The sequence below is a fragment of the Ignavibacteria bacterium genome (genome assembly GCA_036262055.1).
Lineage (GTDB): Bacteria > Bacteroidota > Ignavibacteria > Tepidaquicellales > Tepidaquicellaceae > DATAJP01.
In genome coordinates this window covers 1,144,888-1,166,520 of the sequence record DATAJP010000003.1, presented here as the reverse complement: position 1 = coordinate 1,166,520, position 21,633 = coordinate 1,144,888, and the positions used below count along the sequence as shown (strand labels likewise).

The window sequence follows — 21,633 nt, the reverse complement described above, 5'->3', positions numbered from 1 at the left end:
CCATGAAGAAAGTTATTTTAATATTGATTTTTTTCATTATTAATGCGAAATTATTTGCGCAAACTATCAAGATTAATGTGATAAATGAATTGAATTTTGGAGAAATAGTCCAGACTGAAGGAAGTGATATATCAAAAACAAGCTCAAGCGCAGCTAAATATACAGTTGTCAGCGATAAAAAAAGACATGTTTATATCGATTTATTATTGCCAACCAATTTTACTAATGGGGCATATACAGTTCCTGTAACATTTGATGCAACGCGAACGGGCTGGAGCATGACTAATAACCCTGCTACAAGCACATCTTTTGATCCGCATCAGCAGCTTCATGTTCAGGTAACTCAGAATAATGCTCCTATTTACATATGGCTGGGAGGAACATTAAATACAACATCAATGACTGAACCGGGACCATATACGGGAACAATAACCGTAAAAGTAACTCTTAATCCTTAAAATTCTTATGAAAAAAATTCTTATTTTAATAGCTTTTCTGATTGTTGCAGGCTCAATTAATGCACAGGTAGTCATAACGCCTTATGTTGTGCTTATTGACAATCAAAATAAATTCGGCACCTATACGGTAATCAACCAGACAAATGAAGAACAAGAGGTTTCAATAAATTTTCAATTTGGTTATCCCGTTTCAGATGAAAACGGTAATGTTACAATGAAGTATGAGGACAATCCAACACCGGGAATGAATGCTCTCAATGAATGGCTTAAAATCTTCCCCAAAAGATTTCTTATTAAGCCGGGCGAAAAACAGACAGTCAGAATGACCGTTGACCCTCCTGCTAATCTTGCTGCGGGGACCTATTGGACAAGAATGGTTACATCGACACAAACTAAAACAATTTTTTCGGATACAACAAGAAACTTATCGGCAAAAGTAAATTTTGTTTTGAATCAAATCACAACTGTAATTTATAAAAACAAACAGTTCAATTCTAATATAGTCTTTAATGAATTGACGGTTAACCAGGATACATCTTCTGTAAACTTTGTATCGGATTTATCAGCATCGGGTGATCAACCTTTCTTTGCACAGTTTGAATATAAAGTTTTAGACGGTTCACAAAATGTAGTTTATGAAAGAAATGAATTTGCGGGAATTTATTTCAATATGAAAAGAAAATATGAGGTTCCTCTAACCGATTTACCTCCGGGTAACTACACTCTTATAGTTAGAATTACTTCTGATGACACTCAGGATATACCAAAAAGTGATAATTTTCCGATTGCGCCAGTTGAAAAAACTATTAACTTTTCTGTTCAATAAATAGAATTCAACAAGGTTTTTTAGGAATGCCTTTTTAGCTTATTTTTAAAGTTATTAATAAAGCTAAAAAGGCATTTCCATTTTTTTATAAAAATGTTAGTTAAAAAACTTTTTTTCGCCAATATTGTGGAATAACAGAGCGCAATCGAATCTTTTTTAAGAAAATTATTGAATTTTAGCAACAATTCTTAATTTTTTCCGGGCCGCCAAACCAAAATCTCAAAAATTCATATTAAAAAACAAACCTCAATTTTATCCAAAATTTCAACACTTCGGAAGCTAAAAAACCTAAAAAGTTAGTAGTAATATTAAATAATTTTCAAATCGTCTAATTCTGTGTATTTTTAAGACATTCTTATATTCACAAAATAAGTCGAATGACTTCAAAAGCCATTTTAAAAAGCTGAAAATTATATTGCAAACCTTTGACAATAAAGATAATTTGAATACGATTATAATATAAATAATTATTTGTATTATGATCGGGGGTTATTACAAAAAGGGGGTTATCACGGTTACTTGCTCTAACAACACACCGAAAACAACAATTCTTAAAATCCCTTTTTGATAGCATTTGTAAGTTAGTTTAATTGATTACACAACGATAATTATAACATTATTAGGGGGATTTTTGGGAGTAAAAAATTTTTTCTTTTTTACAGTTTTATTTAGTTTTTTAGTTTTGTTTACAGGCATTTCTGCTTTGTATTCAAACAACTTACCACTGAATTACGTTTTTGCAAACGATCCCAATTCAGATTTCCCTTATTCAAGTAACCCTGGTTCAAACAATAATAACCCATCAATTTCTGCCGGTAATCCCGAGAATTTAAATAATAACCCAACTAATAACCCAACTAATAACCCAAACAATAACCCAAACAACACCTCTAACGACCCTACTGCGTTTTATAACCCCTTTGAGAAAACCCCAAAAGATGTTCCTTCAGGAAGCAACTACTTTGTAAAAAGCGGACTATCTGAAGAAGTTTTTTTAAACCTAAGTTATGAAAAGCTTTTTGCATATCCTCTTTCTGCAGTTCTTTCGGAAGATAAGATTTATTTACCTGTAGTTGAATTTTTAAAAGGATTGAAAATCAATTATGAGGTTAAAAATTCAAAGAAGCTGATACAAGGACTTTTTATATCGAGCAATCAGAATTATACTATAGACTTCGAGCACAAAAGCGTAAAAATTGGTGAAAAATATATTCAGTTCAGTGAGACTGATTTTATGTTACTGAACGATATATATTATATCCACCCTGCTATTTTTGAAAATTTATTCAATGTAACAATTGAGGTTAATTTTAATAAGCTTGTAGTTGAAGTAAAAAGTCCGGATAAATTGCCTGCCATGATTTATCATGAGAGAGAAGTTGGAAGAACTGAGCTTAAAAAAAATGAAGAGCATATTACGGTGCCTTTAGTATATAAAAAGGAAAGAAACTATTTAAATGCAGGATTTCTGGATTATTCCATTTCATCTAATTTTATGAAAAATTCAGATCCGGCATATAACTATAATCTCGATCTTGGAACCGAGCTTCTTGGCGGAGACCTTAAGACTTCAATTAGCGGAAGTTTTGAAGAAAATAAGTTTAAAAACACGACAGGTAATTTTTTATGGAAGTATGCTTTTAATAAAAATTCGTTTTTAAATCAAATTTTTGTAGGTCAGTTGAACTATACAGGCAGATATAATGGGATAGTAAATGGAATTCAGATAACCAATACGCCTGTTGAAGCACGCGTGTCCTTTGATAAATATACATTCACCGAAAGAACCATTCCTAATTCTGATGTTGAATTATATATTAACAATCAGTTGTATGATTATCAAAAAGCTGATGCTCTTGGAAACGTATTTTTTGAAATTCCTCTGAACTTCGGTTCAAATTATATTTACCTGAAGATATTCAGTCCGACGGGAGAAATAATAGAAAATGAAAAAAAGATACAGATACCGACAGGATTTTTACCTCAGGGATCGATTGACTACAATGTTTCTTATGGTGAATTATATGATACGAAAGAAAAGCTTCTTTCCGGCGATGTTTCAGTCGGTATAACTAATTGGCTTACCAACAGCGCAGGTTTTGAAAAAATTACAAGCGCTGATGAAAAACTCACTTTTTTTAATTCAGTTTCAGCAAGATTATTTTCACAATACATATTTAATGTTACTGTTGCTCCAAAGATTTATAATCGCGCAGTCTTAAATGCTTCTTTTCTATCTAATTTATATTTTGAGGCGGGATATACAAAGTTTGAAGATAATAAAATATACAATAAAGCCGGAATTTCAGCAGAATCTCACTTTAGAGGAATAGTGCCTTTTGAATTTGCCGGAGATAATTTTGTAACACAATTTCAGGTTAAGAATACCAATTATTATAATAACACTGCTGTTTTAAAAGCAGATTTAGAACAAAGTTTTAATTTCGCAGATTTCCGCACATCGTTGAGATTCAGCCATACCAGAACTAACATTTCTTCAATTGGAGAGAACCTTGAAAGTGAGAAATCAAGCATTATAGCAAATAAAATATTTCTTGGAACGGATTACATGCTTCCAAGCTTCGGATTTTTAAAAAGAAATATGCTTAATTTGAATGTTAATTATAACGTGTCAAATAAGGAATTTGAAAATTTTCAGACTACGCTTACTACAAATATTACAAATAACTTCAAAGTTCAGCTTAAGTATCAGACAAACTTTAAACCCGGCAGCAATGATATAAGTGCACAGTTTGTTTTTGACCTTCCTTTTGTAAGAAACTTTGTAACTGTCGGTCAGAACTCAATGTCCACTTCAGTTCAGGGAAGTGTGGGCATGGACCTTAATTATAAAAAGGTCTTGTTATATAACAGAAATCAAGTTGGCACAAGCGCAGTATCTTTCAGAATGTTTTATGATGAGAATAATAATGGAAAATATGATACTGGAGAAGAGATATTAAAGAATGGTAAGCTTAATTTTAAACAATCAGCGGCATTGGATAATTCCGATGAGGATATTTTGCGCGTAACCGAATTAGTGCCAAATCAAGAGTGTGTTGTTGAAGTAAATGAATCTTTTCTTACAAACCCGCTTCTTATACCGAAATACAGAAGATTCTCATTTATTCCATCCGCCAATATTTACAAACCGATAGACATACCTTTTAATATGTCGCAAGAGGTATATGGTTCGATTACAGTAAAAAACGGGGAGCAGGAATTAAGATTCGGAGGAATTGAGGTTATAGTGAAAAATTTGGAAACTAATGAACTAACAACTCTTTCCAGCTTTTTTGACGGGGGTATTTATGCGCTTCAATTTATGCCGGGAAATTATGTGGCTTATGTAAAACCAAGTCTTCTAAAAAATCTTAATGCTGTGTCATATCCTGAAAAAATTACTTTTACAATACCCGGAACCAAAGAAAATGGTTCAGCACCGGAACTTGATTTCACACTCGAAATTCAAAAATAATTTTATTACTCGTTTTCATTTATAGTCTGCAGTGGAATTCCGGTAGTGTCTTTTTTGTATTCAAAAACCACCTGTTCACCTTCATCAAGAATTTTTATCTTATCTTTATAAGGAATTAAAACTTTTTCTCCATAAACATTGTGAGTTGTATATTTTTCAATGAGTTTTTTTAAAGTTACTGCCGGCTGGTCGGTATTTGAGCCATAAACGCTAGAACCATAATGAACCGGAATCATATATTTTGCTTTTATGTCATCAAATATAAGCAGAGCTCCGAATGTTGCAACGTGATTTCCAAAATTTATTTTTTCACAATCAGCACAGGGACCAATCGGAATTAAAGCTAAATCGACAGTAAACCTGTTCCCTAAAGCTTTATATGCTTCTCTGTTATATTCTGTATCACCTGCAAAAAATACTGTTATATCTTTGTACTCAATCATATAACCTGTAAATCCATATCCTGTATACTGGTCAACATAAAACCTTCCTCCGGAATGGTCAGCAAACACTGTTGTAACTTTAACATCTTTTATTTCCATGGTTTCTCCAAAATAAAAATCTTCAGCGCTGTTTCCAGTTCTCATGCTGTAAGTCTGCATATTATAATGCTGCAAATATTCTTCAACACCATAAGGATAAACGAGAGCTGCATCGGGAAATCTGGTGTCAAGCTCTCTCAAGCTTGTCAAGCTGAGATGATCCATGTGCGCATGTGAAATTAAAATCATATCAAGTTTCGGAATGTTTTTTATATCAAGCCCGGCTTCAACTTTTCTTAACATTAACTCACCGATTACATCATCGAAAACAGGGTCAATGAGTATTACCTTATCTTCAATCTGAAGCAATACGCTTGCATGTCCAATCCATAAAGCTGAAAATCTCACCGAATCGCTTATGGGGTACTTCATTTTATATTTAACCCTTTCGGGTTTTCCGCCAAAGACATCCGGTATTCCGTTAAGAACTTCATTAATAGCGGCGCAGCTAAAAAAAACAGGAATAAATAAAATAATTATACATTTCGCAAATAATGATTTCATATAGCTCTATTTTTAAAATATAAAATAAATCTCCATAATATATTAAACTTTTTTAGCTTTGTTTAAGTTTCTTATATTAGTATTTATTTAGCTGAATAAACTTTATTAATCGTGCCAAAATCACTATTTTAGCAAACCATTCAGCTCAGTTACCTTAAATTAATAGTTTATTTTATTTACTTGCATAATTATTCATGATATTAAAATCACTATTTTTATTTATAATTTTTTTGGTTCTAAATTGTAAAGTAAAAGCAAATGATATTTTATCTGTACAGGAAAATATTAAGAGCATTAATTGTGAAATTAAAACACTGCAGGATTTAAAAAGGTTTTCTGAGGAAAATATACATAAAAAAAAGCGTTCCCAGGCTGATTCATTAAACCTATCCGATACAATTAAACAAAACACTTTTTTTCTTGACAGCAATATGACTGACAGCAGTAAGTTTGTAAAAAAATCAAATGATACTGCAAACATAAACCTTCGTTTAAATGATGATAAAGATAACATAGAGTTAATCCGGAAAAAAAATGTTATAGCTTTATCAACAGAAATGATGCTTCTTCAGCTCATACCATTAGGTATTGCTAAATTTATTACAAAGCCCGGCTGGGAAGAAATATCTTTTAGGTCATGGTGGGAAAATATTAAACACGGGTTTACTTATGACACTGACAATTTTTTAACCAATCATTTCTCTCATCCTTATCATGGTAATCTCTATTTCAATGCTGCAAGAACAAACGGTTATGGATTCTGGGAATCTGCTCCGTTTGCATTTTTGGGAAGTGCTGTCTGGGAATACTTTGCAGAAACATTCCGGCCATCCATTAATGATTGGATAAACACAAGTGTATCAGGAGTTAATTTAGGTGAAATGACTTATAGGATTTCAAATATGATAACAGATAATAGAGCCAGAGGTTTTGAAAGAGTTTGGAGAGAAATTCTTGGAGGACTTGTAAATCCGGTGAGAGGAGTTAATCGTTTAATTACGGGTGAAGCAAGCAGGGTTTATGCCAATACACCTTTTAGAAAACCTAAATACTTTTCATTTTCTGTTAACGGAGGCATAAGAAGAATAATTAATCAAGGTTCGGATATTACAAGAAATACTTTTTTGGAAGGACTGTTTGGTTTTGATGTTAATTACGGCGACCAATTTGAAAGTGATTTAAAAATTCCGTTCTCAATTTTCTTTGTTACGGCTTCAATATCCAATAAAAGCAGTTACAGAGTTTCCGATTTACGTTCTTATGGCATCTTAACAGGATGGAAATTGAGGGATGATGAAAAAGTAAAACACAGTTTTTCAATATTATTATCATATGACTTTGCAAGTAATTCAGCGTATGAGTTCGGCGGTCCGTCTCTTTCAGCAAATCTCGGTTCAAAATATGAATTTAATAAAAAATTCAATGTAATTGGAAATGTAAATGTCGGAACATTGCTTATGGGAGGAACTCCGGATGATTTTTATAACGGAGCTGAAGGTAGAAACTATGACCTGGGAACAGGATTGATTGCAAGAGCATACGCTTCATTCAACGGACCCGGTTGGCAGTATGCAAGCTTAAGTTACACTACGTTTTGGTTTTGGACACAATCGGGCACTCCCGGTTCAAAACACCATGTTTATAATTTTAATGCTACAGGAACATTGCCGATTAATGCATATTTTGCAATCGGCGGGTCTTTAGGTACTTATTGGAGAACAAGCAGATACCCTATACAGGGTGAGATAAGAAGAACAAGCCCTATCGCAAGAATATTTGCCATATTTAAATTTTAAATATATGATGAATAGTTTATATAAAATAATTTTATTTTTTATATTAATTATAACGTTGAATTTTCAATATTCCTTCGGACAGGATTCTCTCAAAAAAACAGATAAGAAATCCGAGACAAGTTCATTTTTTTCTTTGCAGGGAACATATGTCAGGCATCTGGGAAATTTCGGAAATGTCTGGTCGCATACTACGGGAATTTATGGGATTTACGGAATAAATTATCCGTCTAATTATGTTTTAAATTTTAAAACAGGATATTTAACTCTGCATAACAAAAAGGACATCAACTTTCCTGAGAACTCAGGTTCAACCATAATCCCTGTTGTAATCGGCGGAAAATATTTATTTGATTTAAAAATTGCACAGCCCTATATTTCTTTCAATAATGGAATAAATATTATTTCTCAGAAAGTTAATTTGAACGGGGAAAAAGAGGAAAAGACTCTCGTTAAATATTACTGGCAGACAGGTGTGGGAACATATGTTAATCTATATAAAAACTTAAAACTTGATTTATCGGTAAATGTTAACTCTCACTTTTATCAGGACGATGCCATGATGACAGGATTTGAGTACAATCTTGGTATCGAATATTTTTTAAAATAAAATTTTAGTTTTATCTTTATTAACAATTCAACTCTTCAATTTTTTCTAAAATCCAATTTCGGTTAACTAATTCCTTTTCTTCTATAATTTTATCTTTTAATTTTTTCAGTTTAAACCGGTCAGGTTTTAATCGTAACTTTGAAAGCGCATCAAAACATTCTATCATTTTTTTGAATATTTGTCTATAGCGTTCTGAGATTTCCGTTTCATTATTATTAATCCAATGTTTGAATGCATCAATTTTTGAAAACAAAGATTCAGCCGCATTTGTTTCATAATAAATCCGCATCAATAATGTATCGCTTTCGTATTTGTACAAAGAGTCAATGTTCCTGACTTTTGAAAGATTTATTATGGCTTTATCGTATTGCTTCATATCAAAATATAATCTGCCGCAACTTAGGAAATAATTGCTTTCAATATGCTCTTTTGGCTGTAAATCTTTAAATTCATTTATGAAATTCTGTGCCCATTCAAATTCACCGCAGTTTCCTGCAACACTTACAGCGCCTCTGTATACTGTAGGACGCAAACGGTTTTCTTTGTTCCATATTTTGTTATCACTCATTGTTTTATACAATTCAAACGCTTTATAATCATACTCTCTAACTCCACCGAGGGATTGGGTTCTGCAATAATTTATTAAAGCAACAAACGCATCGGTTGCATATCCCCGATTAATCTTCTTAAAGTTCATTAAAAGAAAATCATAAAGCTTGCTGAAATTTTTATTATCATAGTGAATGTATAACATTACTAAATAATAATTCAACAAAAGAAATGAATCATTTTTAAATTCATCAGGGTCGTTCTCAATAATGCTTTGTGCTGTTTCAAAATACTTCGGTGCATATCCATAATTAAAAAAATTTCGTTTTTTATTTAAAATGCGTTCGCAATTCTTAAAATATCCGGTTAAAAAAGATTTAATAGTCTCATTGTTAATAATTTTAAATATTTCTTCCATGTCTGATGCTTTGGCATTCACTGCATTTAGATAAGCAAATTTTAAACCGTAAAGTTTGAGATTATTTCCAATTGTGCTGTCATCAAGCAAAACCACCGACTGCCTGCTTAACATTTCATTATATCTTTTTACAAACAACTTATAATCTCTTTTTTCTATGAAAGCTCCAAGTTTGTATAAATTTTTCCCCTGCTCATCGTTCATAAAAGCTTCTTGCATCAGAAATTTCTCTGCAAGCAATTTTAGGTCTGAGCATAAATTTCTTATTCTGCTTTCAACAAATTTTTCATCAGGGTAAATTTTTTTAAAAATTTCCTCTTTTGGCAAATTTTCAACGTTAAAGTCAGGATAATATTTTTTTAAACATTCCCATAATAAAATTACTTTTTTTTCTTTATTGAAATACTGCGATTTGATGAATTCATCAAATTTAAAAAATTCGTTTTTATTGAATCCTTTTAAGGTGGAAATTAAATTTATACTTATCATAAGATGCAAAATAGTTATAAATATTTGAAAATAATACAAAAATCATATTTTTTTCATATTCTTTAAGGTGCATATTGTTATAATTTTCTTTGCCTAAATATTTGAATTAGCTTAGCTTGATAAAAAATTCGAGGCAATGAAAAATTCAAATTTAAAATTTCAAATTACGGGCGGGTCAGCAATATCACAGATACATTTCGATTGCCTCGAAATAGCAGATTCGCCTGTTCATTTATTAAGGAGTTTAAAATGAAAAAATTAATATTAATTATTTTAATGACTATTTTTTTTACCGATGTATTTTCTCAAATCAGTGTTTCAGGTTCGGGCTGGATTTGGCAGGAACCGATGCCTATGGGAAATGGAATATTCAGTATTGCAAGGGCTCCTGATGGAACCATTTACATATGCGGTGAGCACGGTACATTATTGAAAAGAATTAATGATTCAACTTATATCACCATGAATCCTGTTGGTGAAGGAGATTTAAAAGATATAGAGGTTATTGAAAATACTCAAAAAATAGTTGTGGTTGGAAGAGATGGAGCAAAGATTACAACAAATGCAGGAGGCAGCTGGGCAACTCTTGCACAGGGATATGCAAATTTAAATACAGTTGATTCAAAAGGACCAAATATTCTCGTAGCGGGTAATAACGGGAAAATTCTTCTTTCTGTAGACCATGGAAATATATTTACTCTGGCATTTAATAATCCTGCTTCGGACATACAAAAAATAAATTTTCTTCCGGGAGCTGATCCTCGTGCTATAGCAATTGGTACTAACGGAAAGATATACAGAAGCTTGGATGGTGGTGCAAACTGGCTTGATGTAACAAATCCTTCGGGAGGTGCAAGCTTGCTTGGAGTTTCATTTTGTGATGCAAATACGGGAATGATTGTAGGTGCATTTAATCAGATATTAAAAACTACAAATGGAGGAAGCACCTGGTTTGAAATACTGGGAGGTCCCGGTCTGCCTCTTAATGAAATATTTATGAAAAGTGCTTCCGAAGCATTGGCAGTAGGTGCAAACGGTAAAATTTATCGCACTTCAAACGGCGGAAATAACTGGTCAGTGGTTTACACTGATCCATATGGAGAGACTATTTACTACATTGAGTTTTTCCCTGAAGAACCTAATAACGGATATGCTTGGGGATGGTCGGGACAAATAGTAACAACTGATGGAGGGTTAACCTGGTATAACCCCGATATAAATGATTTAAGAGAAATAAATAAAGTATTTTTCTTTGATATATTTGGAGAAAACGGAGTTTGTGTTGGAAATGCAGGCCGCATTTCCACAACATCAAACAATGGTACAAATTGGCTAAGTGCATCAAGTGGAACAACTCTTGATTTGAATTCGTGTTATTTTATTAATTCGTCAACGGGGTGGGCTGTTGGTGGAAAAGACAGTCCTCAACAGCGCATCATTCTTAACACTGTAAACGGCGGTCTGACCTGGACAACACAGCATACGGCAAATTCCGGAATGCTTCATGATGTTGAATTTGTAAATGCATCCACAGGGGTTGCAGTTGGAAATTTCGGTGCGATTTTGCGAACCACTAATGGCGGAAATAACTGGGTAAGCATTTCAGGTGTCACGTGGACTATGTATGATATAATGTTTCTTAATGATAATACAACAGGCATTGCTGTGGGTGAAGGAGGAAGAATATTCAGAACAACGAATACAGGCCTGAATTGGACACAGGTGAATGTTGGAGGTTTTTTGGATACACAGTTTGGGGTGGATTTTTTTGATGCAAACACCGGTATTTCAGTCGGTTCAGCCGGATCAATGTATAGAACTACCGATGGTGGTCTTAACTGGGTTCGGCTGCCGCTTATTACGCAAAATACTTTAAAAGATATTACTTTTACAATTGGTCAGACTGCATATGCATGCGGTTCAAATTTAGGAAATGATTGCTCGGTTATAAAAACTACAGACGGAGGGTTAACATGGACAAGACAAAATACAGGTACAAATAAACTTTTAAATGCTCTTTATGGCATTGATAATAATACAGTGTATGCCGTTGGGGAAGGGGGAACCATACTTAAAACAACAAATGGAGGTGCAGTCGGAATACAAACTATTTCAAATGAAATTCCCAAGACTCACTTGCTTTCTCAAAATTATCCGAATCCTTTTAATCCATCGACAAAAATAAAATTTGAAGTTCCGAAATCATCTTTTGTATCCATAAAGATATATAACATACTTGGGAAGGAAATTTCGACAATTGTTAATGAATATCTAAATGCTTCGACTTATGAAGTAGAATGGAATGCAATTAATTATACAAGCGGAGTATATTTTTACAGGATGGAAGCAGGTACATTTATTGAAACCAAAAGAATGATGTTAGTAAAATAATGACATAAAAAAGCCGTGTCTTAACAGGCACGGCTAAAATTGCTTAAAAAAAATGTATTATTTTGTAAGTAGCATTTTTTTTGTTTCTTTATAGTCAAGAGTTTGTAAAGTATAAAAATAAACTCCCGATGAAAGCCCTGTTGCATCAAAAGAAAATTCATGAGTTCCTCCGTTAATCTCGCCGTTCAAAAGTACAGCTACTTCTTTTCCTAATACATTATAAACTTTCAAAGTCGCAAATGTTTTTGTCGGTAATTCAAATTTAATGCTTGTTGAAGGATTAAACGGATTCGGGAAATTTTGGTGTAAGCTAAAATTAACAGGATGGGTTTCGGGCTCAATGTTTGTTATGGTTCCGTCACCTCCATAAAAACAAATCACTCTTCCTTCGCGATTGCCTCCAAGAAATTCATTTACTCCATTTGTATCGATATCTTTTAAAACGGCAGCTCTATCGCCTCTCTGGTTTAAAGTTGTCCCGAAACTATAGTCAAACAATATTGCTCCGCTGTTGCCATTGAGAACAACCAGACGCGGCTGAAGCTGCGTAGCAATAACTATGTCATCAATCCCATCACCTGTAATATCATCAAGATTATCGATGCCTCTCAAATAAGAAGAACCCAGAGGATTTTGCCAGATGATTGTTCCTGTTTTTGAGTCAACCCTGCAGGCAACCTGCGGAGCCGATGCCGAAAAATCTATTGAGCCGTTTCCGTTTGCATCATCGAGCAAACAAATTTTGCCGTTATTGCCTGAACCCAAGTTTGATGCCCAGATTTGCGTACCTGAGTTTCCTGAAATCGCAAAAATTGAACTATTGAAACCACCGAGACCGATGATATCTTTTCCGCCGTTATTATTGATATCAGGAATTTCTTTTAAAGTCCATATATTTCCGGGAGCGGTATAGTTCCAGACAATGCTTCCTGCAGTGTTAAGACCTACAACACCATATGGCGCACCGTTGTTATTAACTCCGATTGCTGCGCCGGTTTCAATTGCAATTGCGTCATCAGTAAACGGCTGGGACATGGTAGAATAAAAAATTTGCTGCCCGTTAACTGCATTGAGGCAAATTGCTGCATGTCTGCCGCCGCTTGTTACGCCGCTTGCAGACACAATTACGTCTTTTATTCCATCGCTATTGAAATCATATTTTATGCTGATGGCTTCAATGTCACCGTCATTTGTTGTAGTAGGATTTCCGTAAGACCATAATACTGCTCCGTTGTTCCCGTTAAGAGCATATACCATTTCATTTCCGCCGCCGCATCCTATTACAACATCATAAACGCCATTGTTGTTAACGTCAGCAATTTCCATTGCATCTTCCCACTCAACGGAACCGGTATTTATTGACCCAAAGTGTGTACTGTATTGCCAGAGTAAATTCCCATTTAGTCCGCTGTAACAAAGCGTCCAGTAATTTCCCGTTGCAACAACAACGTCATTAACACCATCTCCGTTAACATCAGGAATTTGTTTTAAGCTTTTGATTTGTTTATCCTGAACCGTTGTTCCCGGATTATTTGGGACGGTAATTTCCCATACTATATCGCCAAACTCCCATCCTCTTGGTTGTGACTTTGAAATGTTATTTGAAAGCAGAACACACGATAATGCAATAAAAGTAATTAAATATTTCATTTTAAAAATTAAATTTAGTTAATAAAAAATAGAGAATTTACATTAAATTTAAAAGCAGGTTTTCAATTCATTTAACCCAATATTAACGCTTATTATCAATTTTTTCATTAAAAATATTTTTTTATATGCAAACTATTGATAAATTTATCGAGATAAAGAAAATGATTTTGTTGAAATAAAATTAAAGATTTGTTTCGGATGTAGGTCGGGATTTAAAAACTTTGTAAAGATAAAATAAAGAAGGAAGTATGAAGCACGAGCCGATTAAGAGCGCCCATGCAAGATTGGTTATTGTTGCAGTTGGAGCAGCAGCCTGGTATAAATTCAATCCTGTTCCGTTTTTGTAAATCAACATATAAGGTGAGTAAACCATAACCCAGGTAAGCACAACCATTGTTACCTGAAAGCCCGCAGTTAATCTTGATAAAAGAACTTTTTCTTTTTTTAATGCGCGCCATAAAACCGGTAAGGAAATTGTAGTGAGAATTATTGTTATGATTGCAAAAGGATGGTCGAGGAATCTTTGTGTTAATCCTGCGCTTGTGATTTCAGAAGTTAGAAAAACCAATCCGCCTGAAACAACCATTGCTATCAGTAATTTTCTTCCAACTCTGATGAAATATTTTTTTGTGTCTTCGTCATTCGTTTCACCGATTAGATAAACCGATGCAAGGAATCCGAATATGCATACAGTGAATAATCCTGTCATTATGGAAAAGAGATTGAACCAATCCAATACATATAAATCCAAAAAATTTATTGCTTGAGGATTTATTCTTTGCGAGGTTAATGCGCCTGCAACAACTCCAAAGAAAAATGATGTCCACAAACTTGAATATTTAAAAATAAGGTTATAGTATTTTTGTGATTCGTCTTTGATTGCATCATAATGCCTGAACGTGAAAGCAGTTCCCCGCAGAACAATGCCGACAAGTAAACAAGTCAAAGGTATATGCAAAAAAATTGAAACTTGTGAGTAAACATCAGGAAATCCCATGAATAAAATCACAACGATGATGATGAGCCACATGTGATTTGCTTCCCAGATTGGTCCTATTGCTTTGCCGATAATCTCTCTTTGAGCTGCGCTTTTATTTTTCTTTAAGAAAAATTCAACAATGCCAGCACCGAAATCTGCGCCGCCGAGAAGAACGTACAGCACAAGAGATAAAAATAAAAATATAATTACAACTTCAAGCATTTATGTTGTTATTCCTTTAGGATTATTTTTAAACTTAATTTCAACAGCTTTTATTTGTCTTTTTAACAACCAAATGACAACAACTGATAAAAACAAATAAAGCACAGTGAATAAAATAAACGGCACTATAAGCCCCGGCATCGGGGTAACGGAATCAGCTGTCCGCATGATGCCGTAGATTATCCACGGCTGTCTGCCGACTTCGGTTACAGTCCAGCCCGCTTCAACCGCAATGAAACCAAGCGGTGTTGCAATTGCAAACAATTTCAAAAATTTATTGTTGTAAATCTTATCACGCTTACGCCAGAGCAAATAAAAATAAATTAATGCTATTATCATTAAAAGAGAACCTATCCCAACCATAATCTGAAAAGCATAGTGAGTGATTGCAACAGGAGGCCAGTTCTCACGGGGGAATTCATTCAGACCTTTTACCTCAGCATCAAAATTTCCGTAAGCAAGAAAACTTAATGCTCTCGGGATTCTTATTGCAAAGTCAACCGTCTCTGTTTGTTCATTTGGAATTCCGCCGATGATTAAATCTGCGGGAGCTTCGGTATGAAAATGCGCTTCCATTGCAGCGAGTTTTACCGGCTGGCGTTTAGCAACATCTTTCGCAGAGTAATCGCCGCTGAGCGGCATCATTATGGCAAAGATTCCTCCCCATACCGCGGCAATCTTGAAAGCTTTCTGATGAAAAACATTTGTTTTATCTTTTAGGAGTAAAATTGCGTGAATGCCTGCGACTGCAAATCCCGTTGCGACGAACGCGGCGAGCGCCATGTGCAACGCTTGTGAAAACCATGCATCGTTGAACATCGCTGCCCACGGGTCGATGTTAGATGCTTGTTGAGTAATAGGGTCCCAGTCAAAACCTGCAGGTGAGTTCATCCATGCATTTGCAGCGACGACAAAAATTCCCGATGCAACTCCGCTGATTCCGACTACAATTCCGACGAACCAGTGAAGCCATTTGTTGAGACGTTTCCATCCGTATAAAAACAATCCGAGAGCTATTGCTTCGAGAAAGAACGCTGTTCCTTCCCATGAGAATGGCATTCCAAAAATCGGTCCTGCGTGCTCCATGAAAGTCGGGAACAGAAGTCCGAGCTCAAACGAAAGCACCGTTCCCGAGACAGCGCCGACTGCAAAAAAAATTGCAACGCCTTTTGACCATGCTTTTGCAAGCTCGAGATAAACGGGCTGACCTGTTTTGTTGTATTTATATTCCGCCGTTGCCATAAGGAACGGCATTGTCATGCCTATGCAGGCGAAGATAATGTGGAAGCCAAGAGAGACCGCCATTTGCAGCCGTGCGAAGAGTACATCTTCCATATCCGTTGAAAGATTAGATACACAAAAATACTTATACATTTTATTTATAAAAATGTAAATTAAAATGAGTTGCACCGTATTCCCAAAAAACAAAGCATTGAATTTTTATTCAAAAAGAGTTGAATTAAAAATTTTACTCCATAAACTTCAACAATAAAATGAAAAAACTAAAAAATATTTTACCGGTCATGGTTATTTTAGTATCCGCCTTTTTTGTTTTATCATGCAACGAAGATATCGTTGTTCCACCTCACGATGTAAATTTTGATTTTTATCCTTATGAATATTCCGATGGTCATTATTTTTTTGATACGCTTTATAAAGCAAGCTTTCTCGATTATTATAATAACACAACAGGAACATTAACAGAGCATACAATTCAGAATGAAGTTTTAGTAAACGATACGGCAACGTTTGAAGTCTGGATTAAAATCAGTATTACTGATTCGGCAGGTGTGTTTGCATATGCTCATACGATGCTGTACGAACAACCGGTAGGCGGATATTCCGACACACTCAAAACCGGCAATCCTGTTTTGGGAAAAAAAATGTACGGCAGATTCAGAAGAATGCACCCATATGAATATGCAATGCACTCTAAGCCGGGATTTATTTATTTAAAATATACCGGCGAAGATGATGTTGTTGCCGTTACTTATAAAACAAGCAGCGGAAAATTATTCGGAACACCGGTTAGTTCGGCTGCACCCAACGATACATTGATTTTAAAGCTTGTTCAATGGGCATATCTTCACCCCATTGATACGCCTCTTGCATGGGAACTGAAACTAAAAAATGTTTACGTTCTCCCGTATGCCGTTACAACTGACGGATTTGAACTTAATGTGAAATATTATTCTAACGGATATCAAACTCATCTCCCCGGCTTCAGTAAATCGATTTCAACAATGCTTGACATAGACAGGTATACAGGAACGACACGTGAACCGCCCCCGGACGGAAAGTTTGATTTGCTTGAAGGATATACAATTGATTTTGGAACGAACGAATTGATTTTTCCGACGTTAAGACCTTTCTATGATAATCTTATTCGCGAAGGTGCGGGTTCGATTTATTGGTACCCTGAGCTTTATACGAAGTCAAAATCAGAAGCTATGAATGTAGAAAATGCTTATGACTACAGAATACTAGGGAAATACAGGTATTATCCTTAATGCAAACTATATTGAAAGTAAACAGAACTTTTTTCAAATACTGAGGTTGAATTAAAAATTTACTCCGCTAACTAAATAAATTGAAAATGAAAAAACTAAAAAATGTCATTTCTGCAATGGTTGCGTTTTTAGTATCCGCCCTTTTTATTTCATCATGTTCCGACCCGGTGTCAGTTGTACCTTCTGAATTTATTTTAAGAGCTTATAACTATTCAGATTCGCATTATTTTTTTGATACGATTTACAAAGCAAGCTTTCTTGATTATTTTAACAATACTACCGGAGTTTTAAGACCAGAGACCGAAGCCAATAGAGTTTTGTCTGAAGATTGGAACACTTTCGAAGTTTGGGTGCAAACCGATATAACTACAATAAATAAAAGATATGCGGCTGCAATTACGATGCTTCACTCGCAGCCGGGTTCCGGCTACGATAGTTCATATAAAACCTTACCGCAAACTGAAGGAAAAATTTTTAACGGTTACTTTAGAAAATTACATCAAAGCGAATATGTTTCCTATCCTTATGCTGGATTTATTTCATTAAAAATAAATGTTTTTGAAAATTACGCAGTTGCTGTAACATACAAAACGGTAAATGACAGTTTATATGGAACTCCAAGTTCTGCTGTTAACGGAAACGACACGTTAATTTTAAAAATGATAAAATGTCCGAATATAAATCCCGCTACAATGCCTACTGCGTGGGAATTGAAAATGAAAAATGTTTACCGGCTTCCTTATAATAATATCATACCTTATTATTTAACATTGGATGTTGTTTATCTTAAAGACGGAACTTATCAAAATAAACTTCCGGGGTTTCAGAAATCACTTTCAACAATGCTTGACATAGACCGGTATACGGGAGTAACAGGAGAACCTCCGCCTGATGGAAAATTTGATTTTGGAATATTGTTAGATGAACAGACCGGTGATGTAATATTCCCCACTTTAAGACCTTTTTGGGATAATTTCGTGAGAGAGGGAGTTGATTCGAGTTACTTTTATAAAGAGATTTATACCGAAATAAAATTAAATGCTGCCAATCCTTCGATTGCTCCAAATGCTGATAAATATTCTATCAAGGGCTCGGCAGTTCTTGAATCGTATTAATAGAAAGCCACAGAGTTAACAGAGATATCAATTAAATCAAATTATTTGCGATTCTTTCGCTCTGTGTCTTCTCTGGCAAAATTATTTGAACTTCGTGTCGTCTCGTCTTTAAGCCAAAGAAATTTTTTTCTTTGTGTTTCTTTGTGTTTCTTTGTGGCATTTGTTAATGCAAAAATATTTATGTCAATTCGTGCTAATTCGTGGCAGAGTTTTTCTCTGTCCTCTGTGGAAAAAAGCTTTGCGACTTAGTGCAAGAAAAGTTTTTATTTCCCGTTGTAGTTTTCGGGAAATTTATTTTTCGGGTCCATTTCGGTGTCATCTGCCATTCGCGGGTCTTTTGTTTTCGTATCTTCGGTTTTTACTTCAGGTTTCTTTTCATTTTTATCTTCAGTCACTTTTTTTGCATCGTCTTTTTTCCTATTCACATTTTCTTTTACGCCGGAGCTTGTGTTGTTATTTATCAGAATAGCCGGATGCGCATATTGAGGAATGCTGCTTAAATCCTTATGAACGCTTTCGATTGTTCTTTGCTCCTGTGTCTTCGTGTCATAGTTTGCGTTTTCGTTACTCATGTTTTCACCTTTTTGTGAGCAGGAAGTGAACATCGGCGAAACCACCGCAAATATGATTAAAAATAGGGGAATTAAGGCTAAGTCATTTAATAAAGTTTTCATAGTAGTCAATTTTTCTCTATTTATTTAAACATAGGTAAAGGGGTAGAGGTTTCGTGGGGGTATCGAAATCTCCCGCCAAGTCGGGACGTCGCTTTGCTCCGCATTCTAATGTTTATGCTAATCATTCTATTTTTTGTGAAATCGTGGAGTTGTGCGCGGGAATTAAATGATTTTGGGGAATTTATTCTATTATAGAATGAAAAGTTCGATTGCCAGCGGAATTAGAGGTTTTTTCATTCTATTTTTTTATTCTATTTATTTAGCCACAGAGAGCACAGAGAAAAAATTTTTTAAACACTAAGGCACAAAAGCACAAAAAGGGGAGCGAGAGAAAAGGCATGAAAAGATAAAGAATTGTTGTTTTGGATATTGAGGAAATCGGGTTGGGATGGGGAGGGTGCGAGGAAATTTTGGTTGTGGAGGGTTTGTGGAGAAATGGTTATTTTTGTTTTTAGCCGAAAAATGGAAAATACAACTTCAATAATAAATAAAAGTTATAACTATTTAGAAACACCGTTAATAGAATCATTTTTTATTCTAAAAGAAAGAAAATATTATTTTGATTCTTTAAAACATGTAGGTACTCGTAGAGAATTTTATGATACATATAAAAATTCCATAACCAAATTTATTTCGTGTATTAATTCGGATAAAGATATTTCTTTATTAAACTCCATAGCATTTAATCATATTAAAACAATTATAGATGAAAATACTTTTAAGGTACCATTATCCTCCATTGATCCCAAAGGATTTCATTTGTTAAATCTTAGTGAACCAGTTTCGATAGATTCTTTAAAGGATAAATATCGTATTGCGGCAAAAAAGTATCATCCAGATATTGGAGGCACAAACGAAGAAATGCAAACAGTGAATAGTGCATTTGATAAATTCCATAATATTCTATGTATTAAAACATTTAATAATGATGAAGATTGTAATTCAGATTTTCTCAATGATGAAATGACAGCAAAGGATTTTATCTATTTAATATATACTAGTTTAATAGAAATTACACTAGATGATTGGCAAATTGAGGAATCATATAAATGGTTAAAGTTGTTTTATGAAAGAAATATTGCTAATACTAAATACGGTAAAGGCTTATTAACTAGTTCAATCCCTATGCTAAGTAATTTAGCAAAAAATCTTCACTTAATTAAATTAACGACTGAATCGCAATATTGCTTTACTAAAGCAGAAGAATGTCTTGCAATTGCCCAAAAAGAGGGATTGTTTTATGATAATTATGTTAAAAGTGCGCATGAAATAATTAATGAGCTCAAAAAACCTAGAATAGTAATTACTCACATTAAACAAGCTAATAATTTACTTTATTATAACATTATTGATGAGAAAAAGTATAATGATGCTATGAAAAGATTTAATATTCGAAAAAATGATGATGAAAGTAAAGAAGATATATTAAAAATTTTTTTATTAGAAAATGAATTTCAAAATTTACCTTTAGATATTTTAACTGTTCAGGTGAATATTACTGGAAAATTAATAAATGAACCTGATTATTTTGATTATTATTTTAATGAGTTAACAGATGAACAAAAATGTGAATACAAAGAAGCATTTTCAAAAAGTACTAATATTAAATTGATTAGAAAATATGTGTATGTAAGACTTTTTAGTATCTTAAAATCAATAATTTCCTTTGAAAACCAAAAAATTATTAAAGAAGTAATTAAAGAAGTTAAATTTTTTAAAGAAATTAAAGCACATAGAAGTTCATTAGACAGTGAGTGTGACAGTTTGTTGTCTTTATTGTTTTTTTTCTCAGAATTATCCGAATCTGATTTCAAAGAAAGAATGAATTTACTAAATAAATTGGATTCAAATGCAGCAGAATTAGAGATAGATAAAAATAGTGTAATAGTATTTTGGAATAGATTAAGTTCAAAGCTGACTATAAAATTAAATCCTTCATACTATGAATTTGCAAAACTTCCCACAGAAAAATTTAAGAAGATTTTAAGTGAAGGAATTATTACTTGCGAAGAAGAAAAAAAGAATAACGAAATTTGGAATGATGAATTATCATTAATTGAGTCAATTAGGAGCAAGCATGGAGAAATGGAATTATTTAAAGTTTTAGATATAGGTAAAGAAAATCCATCAGTCGTTATTGAAAAACTTGAGCCCTATGTTAATGATTTATTACTATTAGGAGAAAAAATTACAAATGTTCAAGAATTACAAGTAATGTTTTGGATTGATAAACTAACTATAAATATGGTTAGGCTAAAAGATTTTAAAAATGCAGTTAATTTATTTGAAAAAGCTTTTTTGTTATCAGAAAAATACTGGGAAAGATCAAATAATACTGAAAAAAATTCTATTTTAAAGAGATACGAAAAATGTTTAAAGGAATTAAACAAATAGATTTTAAAGAAATTTTTGCTTGGATTCCTGC

At 33.7% G+C, this 21,633-nt stretch carries 15 protein-coding genes; 9 read left to right on the top strand and 6 right to left on the bottom strand.

The features are described 5' to 3' along the window. The first annotated feature begins 2 nt into the window (after positions 1–2). The 3 genes from VHP32_12205 (at position 3) to VHP32_12195 (ending at position 4,762) form a co-directional block, all read left to right on the top strand. Positions 3–458: a DUF4402 domain-containing protein gene (locus VHP32_12205; GenBank protein HEX2788652.1), complete on the top strand. Its 456-nt coding sequence runs from the start codon at positions 3–5 to the stop codon at positions 456–458. Positions 459–465: 7 nt separating this feature from the next. Next, the gene (locus VHP32_12200) at positions 466–1,284 is read left to right on the top strand and encodes a hypothetical protein (GenBank protein ID HEX2788651.1); all 819 of its coding nucleotides are present in this window, start codon (positions 466–468) and stop codon (positions 1,282–1,284) included. A 703-nt stretch (positions 1,285–1,987) separates the two neighbouring features. Further along, positions 1,988–4,762: a hypothetical protein gene (locus tag VHP32_12195; GenBank protein ID HEX2788650.1), complete on the top strand. Its 2,775-nt coding sequence runs from the start codon at positions 1,988–1,990 to the stop codon at positions 4,760–4,762. A gap of 5 nt (positions 4,763–4,767) precedes the next feature. Here the strand turns inward: VHP32_12195 and VHP32_12190 are convergent, their stop codons facing one another. Beyond that, the gene (locus tag VHP32_12190; protein HEX2788649.1) at positions 4,768–5,808 is read right to left on the bottom strand and encodes an MBL fold metallo-hydrolase; all 1,041 of its coding nucleotides are present in this window, start codon (positions 5,806–5,808) and stop codon (positions 4,768–4,770) included. 431 nt (positions 5,809–6,239) lie between these two features. On the opposite strand from VHP32_12190, the gene VHP32_12185 reads away from it, so the two are divergent. Both VHP32_12185 and VHP32_12180 read left to right on the top strand, forming a co-directional pair. Continuing rightward, positions 6,240–7,604 carry a DUF3943 domain-containing protein gene (locus VHP32_12185; GenBank protein HEX2788648.1) on the top strand — a complete coding sequence of 455 codons (1,365 nt, stop codon included), beginning with the start codon at positions 6,240–6,242 and terminating at the stop codon, positions 7,602–7,604. Positions 7,605–7,608: 4 nt separating this feature from the next. Beyond that, positions 7,609–8,211, top strand: a complete 603-nt coding sequence (locus VHP32_12180) for a hypothetical protein (GenBank protein ID HEX2788647.1) — start codon at positions 7,609–7,611, stop codon at positions 8,209–8,211. A gap of 19 nt (positions 8,212–8,230) precedes the next feature. On the opposite strand, the gene VHP32_12175 is transcribed toward VHP32_12180, so the two are convergent. Then, positions 8,231–9,667, bottom strand: a complete 1,437-nt coding sequence (locus tag VHP32_12175) for a hypothetical protein (protein HEX2788646.1) — start codon at positions 9,665–9,667, stop codon at positions 8,231–8,233. A 249-nt stretch (positions 9,668–9,916) separates the two neighbouring features. On the opposite strand from VHP32_12175, the gene VHP32_12170 reads away from it, so the two are divergent. Then, complete coding sequence (locus VHP32_12170; GenBank protein ID HEX2788645.1) at positions 9,917–12,058, top strand: YCF48-related protein; 2,142 nt, start codon at positions 9,917–9,919, stop codon at positions 12,056–12,058. A gap of 57 nt (positions 12,059–12,115) precedes the next feature. Here VHP32_12170 and VHP32_12165 read toward each other — a convergent pair whose 3' ends face one another. The 3 genes from VHP32_12165 to VHP32_12155 form a co-directional block, all read right to left on the bottom strand. Beyond that, the gene (locus VHP32_12165; protein ID HEX2788644.1) at positions 12,116–13,708 is read right to left on the bottom strand and encodes a PQQ-binding-like beta-propeller repeat protein; all 1,593 of its coding nucleotides are present in this window, start codon (positions 13,706–13,708) and stop codon (positions 12,116–12,118) included. 181 nt (positions 13,709–13,889) lie between these two features. Further along, positions 13,890–14,909 carry a cytochrome d ubiquinol oxidase subunit II gene (locus VHP32_12160; GenBank protein HEX2788643.1) on the bottom strand — a complete coding sequence of 340 codons (1,020 nt, stop codon included), beginning with the start codon at positions 14,907–14,909 and terminating at the stop codon, positions 13,890–13,892. Continuing rightward, a complete protein-coding gene (locus VHP32_12155) occupies positions 14,910–16,244 on the bottom strand; it encodes a cytochrome ubiquinol oxidase subunit I (protein ID HEX2788642.1) in 1,335 nt (444 codons plus the stop codon). Positions 16,245–16,402: 158 nt separating this feature from the next. Between VHP32_12155 and VHP32_12150 the strand changes: the two genes are divergently transcribed. Together VHP32_12150 and VHP32_12145 are read left to right on the top strand one after the other, a co-directional pair. After that, positions 16,403–17,419: a hypothetical protein gene (locus tag VHP32_12150; GenBank protein HEX2788641.1), complete on the top strand. Its 1,017-nt coding sequence runs from the start codon at positions 16,403–16,405 to the stop codon at positions 17,417–17,419. Positions 17,420–17,505: 86 nt separating this feature from the next. Further along, positions 17,506–18,534, top strand: coding sequence for a hypothetical protein (locus VHP32_12145; protein ID HEX2788640.1), 1,029 nt, complete (start codon positions 17,506–17,508; stop codon positions 18,532–18,534). 263 nt (positions 18,535–18,797) lie between these two features. Here the strand turns inward: VHP32_12145 and VHP32_12140 are convergent, their stop codons facing one another. Then, positions 18,798–19,208, bottom strand: coding sequence for a hypothetical protein (locus VHP32_12140; protein ID HEX2788639.1), 411 nt, complete (start codon positions 19,206–19,208; stop codon positions 18,798–18,800). Positions 19,209–19,670: 462 nt separating this feature from the next. Between VHP32_12140 and VHP32_12135 the strand changes: the two genes are divergently transcribed. Then, on the top strand, positions 19,671–21,602 hold the full coding sequence (locus VHP32_12135; protein ID HEX2788638.1) for a J domain-containing protein: 1,932 nt from the start codon (positions 19,671–19,673) through the stop codon (positions 21,600–21,602). Positions 21,603–21,633 lie beyond the last annotated feature (31 nt).